Annotated in this window: 5 protein-coding genes, 1 pseudogene and 1 riboswitch; of the genes and pseudogenes, 2 read left to right on the forward strand and 4 right to left on the reverse strand. The window is 61.7% G+C overall.

The genetic code is table 11. The features are described from left to right. The 4 genes and pseudogenes from EOB59_RS20980 to EOB59_RS20995 all read right to left on the reverse strand — a co-directional run. Nucleotides 1-504 (reverse strand): annotated as a pseudogene (locus EOB59_RS20980) (serine kinase); the annotation flags it as partial. A 49-nt stretch (nt 505-553) separates the two neighbouring features. After that, the gene (locus EOB59_RS20985; RefSeq protein WP_128289140.1) at nt 554-985 is read right to left on the reverse strand and encodes a PqqD family protein; all 432 of its coding nucleotides are present in this window, start codon (nt 983-985) and stop codon (nt 554-556) included. A 130-nt stretch (nt 986-1,115) separates the two neighbouring features. Beyond that, complete coding sequence (locus EOB59_RS20990; RefSeq protein ID WP_127267343.1) at nt 1,116-2,216, reverse strand: hybrid-cluster NAD(P)-dependent oxidoreductase; 1,101 nt, start codon at nt 2,214-2,216, stop codon at nt 1,116-1,118. A 25-nt stretch (nt 2,217-2,241) separates the two neighbouring features. Then, entirely contained in the window at nt 2,242-3,489 is a 1,248-nt protein-coding gene (locus EOB59_RS20995; protein ID WP_128289141.1) for an aromatic ring-hydroxylating dioxygenase subunit alpha, read from the reverse strand. Nucleotides 3,490-3,603: 114 nt separating this feature from the next. Beyond that, nucleotides 3,604-3,806, reverse strand: a riboswitch (cobalamin riboswitch). Between the two features lie 507 nt (nt 3,807-4,313). On the opposite strand from EOB59_RS20995, the gene EOB59_RS21000 reads away from it, so the two are divergent. Together EOB59_RS21000 and EOB59_RS36500 are read left to right on the forward strand one after the other, a co-directional pair. After that, on the forward strand, nt 4,314-4,511 hold the full coding sequence (locus tag EOB59_RS21000; protein WP_027039902.1) for a DUF680 domain-containing protein: 198 nt from the start codon (nt 4,314-4,316) through the stop codon (nt 4,509-4,511). An 86-nt stretch (nt 4,512-4,597) separates the two neighbouring features. Beyond that, the coding region (locus EOB59_RS36500; RefSeq protein WP_245486689.1) for a DUF680 domain-containing protein at nt 4,598-4,722 on the forward strand (125 nt) is incomplete at its 3' end.

Consider the following 4,722-nt stretch of genomic DNA (forward strand, 5'->3'; position numbering starts at 1 on the left):
CCCGAGCGTCCCCGCATGGGCCAGCCGCATGCCGCGTGCCGCATATTCCCAATGCAGGAAAGCCCGCAGCGGCGCTCCCGGCTCCCACGGTGGAAAGGCATCGGCCGAAGCCATCAACTGCACGCCAACGCGACGTTGCGGATCATAGAACTGCCAGAAATCCAGGTCGTGGAAATGGTTGCCGCGCAATCCGGCCTCCGCCAGCCGGGTGGCGAAGCCATGCTGCGTGAAGGGCCCCTGGCCCCAACTGACCGGTGCCGCGATGCCGTCTATGCCGGGATGTGCGACGAAGATGCGGCAGATGTCGGCAGGCGCTCGGTCTGGAGCCGTGACAAAGCCGTGAGCGACGGCATCCGCCAATGCGCCGGCGCTGACATGCGCGGTCAGATCCAGATGCGGCAAGCCCACCTTGCAGGTCAGCGGATAATGCGCGGCGCTGCTCTCTGCTTGCGCCAGGACATGGCGTGCGTAGTCAACCAAGTTTTCGAGAGTGACGTTCGGCATGGGTCTGCCTGTTCCGGAGCTGTCCGGCAACGAGAACCTGATGGGCGCTTCAGTTGGCCTGCTTCACCGCGGGCCAGCCGAGGGGCTCCTCGACCTCGTGGATGGGATCGACGACAATGAGATCGGCGAGATCGTCATGGATGTCGACCTTGAGGGGCTCTCTGGCAGCGGCGAGCTGAGCCAGCAATTCGCTTGGAGCCGGTCTTGCCACGCCATCGCTTACGGCCGCCAGCAAACCGAATTCGAGCAATTGTGAAACAAAGCCGTCAATCGCGGCGGCATCGAGGGCGCCAATGCCGGTCGTGGCGCCGACCAGTTCGGAGGCAGGCACGCCGGACGACAGTGCATCCCAAAGTCTGCTGCCTGAATCAGAGAAGCCGAAATATTTGCCCGTGGTCAGGTCAAGAACGACGGCTTCGCCGTCGAAGGATTCAAAGACGATATCCTTGCTGGCAATGGCATAGATGCCGGATTGTCGCATGTTTGCTCCCCCGCCGAGCAGGCCGCGGAGATGATCTTCGGGCCTTACGGTCAACCCCACCGTTGCAGGCGTCTAACCATTTGCAGGGTTTTTGGCAAGATGGCGCAGGCTTGGGGGCGAGCGCAGCCGGTCACGCTTCGATTTCAAGCGCAGAAAGCGGCTTCGAGCAACAGGCGAGGATAAAGCCGTCCTCGATTTCGTGATCGAGGATGCCGCCATTGTGACTCATCTCGACATCGCCCGCGACCTTCCTCACCTTGCAGGTGCCGCACAGGCCGAACTCGCAGGCGGCGGGAATCCGCACCCCAGAGGCGCGTGCCGTCTGCAGCACGGTCTGGCCGGCGACGCATTCGGCATCGACATCGGAAAGCGAAAACCGGATCGGTGTCACGGCCTCGACGGCAGCAGCAGCGCCGTCCTCCGCCGGCGGCGAGAACGGCGCCGGGATCTCCTCCACGGCAGGCGCAGCAAAGCTTTCCTGATGGTATTTCGCCATGTCGAAGCCGGCGGCGTCCAGCATGCCGCGCACGGCGCGCATGAAGGGATCGGGGCCGCAGCAGAAAATCTCGCGCTCGCGGAAATCGGGTGCCAGCAATGGCAGCCGGATCGCGTCGATGCGGCCCATATGGCCGAACCAGCCCTCGCGGCTCGACCGCTCCTCGATCATGAAGCCGAGCGACAGGCCGGGCATGCGGCTGCCGAGCAGCTCGAGTTCCTTGCGGAAAATGATCTCTTCCGGGCGGCGCGCACAGTTGACGAAGCCGACATCTGTCCATGGCGCACAGTCGTTCAACCAGCGCAGCATCGACATCATCGGCGTCACGCCGGAGCCCGCCGAAATGAACAGATATTTGGCCGCCGGGTGGCTATGCAGCGAAAAATCACCGGTCGGCCCATAGGCCTTGACGTGCGAGCCCGGCGTCAGATGGTCGAACATCCAGCGCGTGCCGGTGCTGCCCGCCTGCGCCTTGACCGTCACCGCGATCGAGAATGGCCGCGACGGCGAGGACGACAGCGTGTAGGTGCGCATCAGCGGCCCGTCCAATGTCGGCAGTTCCAGCGTCACGAACTGGCCCGGCTTGTAGCGGAACCAGGTCTGGTTGTCGGAGCGGAAGGTGAAGGTCTTCACGTCCGGCGCTTCGTCGCTGACGCCGATCACTTCCAGCACCTGCAGCCGGTCGTTCCAGGGCGTCATCTGGTCGAGATGGCGATAGAGGCCAAGGTCCGTCATCGCATTCATCCTCTTGTCCCCTGAGCTAGGCGACGCTGCGCAGGGCCGGCCGGCCGCCTTCGGCAAGGCGCGGCCCGATGAACGACGCGTACCACTCGACGAACTGGATCACGCCGCCCTCATGCAGCTCCGAATAGGGGCCTGGTTCGTAGGCCGGCGACAGGATGCCGAAGGCGTTTTCCTCGACGATGCGGCGGTCCTGGTCGTTGGTCTCGGTCCAGACATGGGTGAGCTCAGCGAGGTCGTAGTCGACGCCTTCGACCGCATCCTTGTGGACGAGCCATTTCGTCGTCACCGCGGTTTCCGTGGCACTGATCGGCAGCACGCGGAAGGTGACGGCATGGTCGCCGAGGATATGGTTCCAGGTTGTCGGATAATGATAAAGCAGCAAGGAACCGATGCGGTCGGTTGAAACGCTGTCGGACAGGTTCTTCTGGACCGCCCGTTTTCCCGTCATGGTGTAGCTGACGGCATCGCGCAGCAGAGGCGCGCGGGTGGCGCGGTACTGCCCTGCCGGATCGATGCGGAATTTGCTCGGCAAGCCTGATGCCTCGCATCTGGCCCAGTGCGCGACCATTTCAGGGTCGCTGTCGGCGCCTTGGACGCCGGTCACGGTCGGAGCCTCGGGGAAGGTCTTGCACAGTTCGGGGTGATTGGCGACGCAGTGGTAGCACTCGCGGTTGTTTTCCCAGACCAGCTTCCAGTTGCCCTTCTCGACGATCGTGCTCTCGAAGGCGATCTTTGCTTCGCGCAAACGGTGCGGCAAAAGATAAGGTTCGATCATCGCCCGCATCGGCGCGAAATCCGCCGGCTCCTTGGCCAGGCAGATGAAGATGTAGCCGCCGACGCTCTCGCAGGCGACCGGCTTCAGGCCGAAATCACTCTTGTCGAAACCGTCGGCCATCTGGCGGGCAAACAGCAGGCGGCCGTCCAGCTCATAGGTCCACTGATGATAGGGGCAGACGAGCTTTGCCGCCGTACCCTTTTCCGCGTTGCACACGCGGCTGCCGCGATGGCGGCAGGAATTGTGGAAGGCGTTGATCTTGCCTTGCTGGTCGCGGACAAGGACGACCGGATAGTCGCCGATCTGCACGGTGATGTAGCTGCCCGGCTTCGGCAGTTCGCAATCATGGCCGATGAACAGCCAGTCGCGATACCAGATAAGCTCCATGTCGAGCTTGAAGTAGTCTGGATCGGTGTAGAAGGGCTGCTCCAGTGAAAAGCCTTGCCGGCGCCCCTTCAGGAGCCTCAGCATGTCGTTGCGGATATCCATGTCCTGTCCTCGTTTCTAAGGACTGAACTGGTGGTGATGGAGGAAGGATTGAAACGCAGGCCGGCTAGGTGCCGGACATGCGCTATCCACCTCTTGACCGCCCACCGCGATCAGTCGAGTCTAAAAATCTCGGGCTGGTTTCCGGGCTCTGGAGTTGTCCTTGCGGACCATCGCGACACCTTCCCAGGCAGTTGCCCAGTGGTCTCCCGTTGCGACTTGAACTCCACCACCGTTGCGGGGGCAGCGCCGGATTCTGACCGGCTTCCCAATTCTCCGTCTCGTCGTCACGAAGCGGCACCTGAGATGGTATGATCTAACCACGATCGGGGGCGCGCCGTCGGCATGAAAACGACATCGTATCCATGCGGCGCGACACGGCATGCGAAACGTCACCGCAGATCGTCTGGGGCCGAAATCCCGCCTCCCGGGCGGCCATTTGCCGGCTGCGATCTTCCCGAATCCGACCCTTGGCGGGGGTCAAAAAAGGTTAACGGTTTCGAAAAGTGACTATTAGCTTGACCTAAATCGAACCGAACGGTTCGTTTCTGTTGACGGTGCGTGCAGGACGGTGTGAACGCCGGGCCTTTGAAACAGTCAGTGATCCATCGGATGATTAAACTTAACATGCTGATATAGAGAGGAAAAATGCCTCTCTAGATTCCCCTGGCACAATTTCAAGGTGTGGATTCATGGTCCACACGGAACAACTTCGTGATTGGAAAAGGCGGGGTTGCCCTCCCACATCGGGGCTGTCCGAACGACGCGATTTCATTTCCAAGACACGCCGCTAGACGGACGGAAAAAGACGATACTGGAGTACAAAAATGAAAAAGATCATTCTCACTGCCGCAGCCCTTCTGGCCATTTCCGGCAGCGCCTTCGCTGGTAGCGACCACTACGGTTCGAACGCCGCGGCAGCCACTGCTGTCGACAGCTCGTACACCGCTTCGACCAAGAAGTCGGAACCGGCTGCTCAGGCGCCGGCCCAGGGTGCTGACCACAACCTCTTCGGCAACAACTAACAGCCGATTCCCAGTCGACGGCGGGCTCGCCCGCTGCCCTGGCGAAATTCAGACATTCGAAATTCAGACATTCAGGAGTATTTAAGATGAACAAGATCCTCATTGCTGCCGCCGCCGTTCTGGCCATCTCCGGCAGCGCTTTCGCGGGCAGCGACAACTACGGTTCGAACGGCGCCAACCAGCCTGCCGCCGCTGTGGACCAGTCGTACAC

Origin of the sequence: Mesorhizobium sp. M7A.F.Ca.MR.176.00.0.0, from assembly GCF_004023165.1 — a bacterium.
GTDB lineage: Bacteria > Pseudomonadota > Alphaproteobacteria > Rhizobiales > Rhizobiaceae > Mesorhizobium.